The sequence below is a fragment of the Helicobacter sp. MIT 14-3879 genome, from assembly GCF_003364125.1.
In genome coordinates, this window is sequence record NZ_NXLP01000142.1 from 1 (window position 1) to 1607 (window position 1607).

General features: G+C 44.7%; 1 protein-coding gene. It reads left to right on the top strand.

The window, feature by feature from the left end; all coding sequences use genetic code 11:
* Positions 1-17: 17 nt before the first annotated feature.
* Positions 18-1598, top strand: coding sequence for an anaerobic C4-dicarboxylate transporter (locus tag CQA44_RS11985; RefSeq protein WP_115547418.1), 1581 nt, complete (start codon positions 18-20; stop codon positions 1596-1598).
* Positions 1599-1607: the final 9 nt, after the last annotated feature.

A 1607-nucleotide genomic window follows, 5' to 3' on the forward strand; every position in this document is an offset into this window, starting at 1 on the left:
AATAAGGAGTTAGCCTAATGAATTTCTTGACATCTTTGCCAGAGGGGTGGCAGTTTGGTATTCAGTTGCTTGTGGTGCTTGTATGCCTTTTCTATGGCGCAAGAAAGGGCGGGATAGCATTGGGGCTTTTGGGCGGTATTGGAATCTTAATGTTGGTATTTTGCTTTCATATTAAGCCCGGTAAGCCCTCGATTGATGTGATGCTTACCATTTTGGCAGTTGTAGTGGCAAGTGCGACATTACAAGCTAGCGGAGGGTTAGATGTGATGCTACAAATCGCAGAGCGGATTCTAAGACGCAATCCAAAATTTCTAACGATACTCGCACCCTTTGTAACTTGCTTCCTAACTATCCTTTGTGGCACGGGACACGTGGTTTATACGATTATGCCTATCATTTATGACATTGCAATTAAGAATGGAATCCGCCCCGAGCGTCCTATGGCAGCCGCATCGGTATCAAGTCAAATGGGGATTATCGCCTCGCCTGTGTCTGTGGCGGTGGTGAGCCTCACTGCCTACCTGCTCAATGCCGAGCATAAATTGGCTGGATTTGATGGCTATATCAGCCTACTTCAAATCACCATTCCTAGCACACTCTTTGGCGTGCTTTGCGTGGGAATCTTTAGCTGGTTTAGGGGCAAGGATTTGGACAAAGACGAAGAGTTCCAAAGAAAAATCCAAGACCCCGAATTTAAGCAATATGTCTATGGGGATTCTAAAACCCTGCTTGATGTGAAGCTCCCTAGAAGCGATTGGGTGGCGATGTGGATATTCTTAGGTGCGATTGCCCTTGTGGCTTTGATTGGAGCTTTTGATATGTTAAAGCCAAATTGGGGGCAGAAGCTATCCTATCAAGCTGTAATTAAGGAGCAAACAACGATTAAATGGACGCCTAATGGTGAGAATAAGGGCGTAATTGACCTCTCTAAACTTGGCTTTGACCAAAAGAAAAAGGCAGATGAGGAAAAGAGCAAATTTAAAGCCGCCATAGAATCTGGAGAGATTAAGGTCATTCCTGTAAAAGACAAGCTAGAAAATCCCGATATTGACTATATCTCTATGGTGAATGTGATACAGGCATTTATGCTGCTTGCAGGCGCACTCATCATTATCTTTGGCAAGGTGGATACGCGAAAAATCGGTAGCAATGAGATTTTTAAATCAGGTATGATTGCTTTGGTGGCTGTGTTTGGTATCAGCTGGATGGCAGACACGATGTTTGCCGTGCATACGCCGATGATGAAAACAGCATTAGGCGGTGTGGTGAGGGACTATCCTTGGACTTATGCCATTATGCTTTTACTCATTTCAAAATTCGTTAATTCCCAAGCCGCCGCATTAGCCGCCTTTGTCCCCCTTGCTTTAGGTATCGGCGTAGAGCCCGGAATCATCGTAGCCTTTGCGGCAGCTTGCTATGGGTATTATATCCTGCCTACTTATCCCAGCGACTTGGCAACTATTCAATTCGATAGGACAGGCACAACGCATATTGGAAAATTTGTGATTAATCATAGCTTTATTATTCCGGGCTTGCTAGGCGTATTTAGCTCCTGCCTTGCGGGATACTTACTTGCTAAAGTCGCAGGCTATGTGTGAATTTTAGAT

Coding starts and splice junctions, on each gene's coding strand:
- CQA44_RS11985 (WP_115547418.1), top strand. CDS start 18: ATGAATTTCTTGACATCTTTGCCAGAGGGGTGGCAGTTTGGTATTCAG.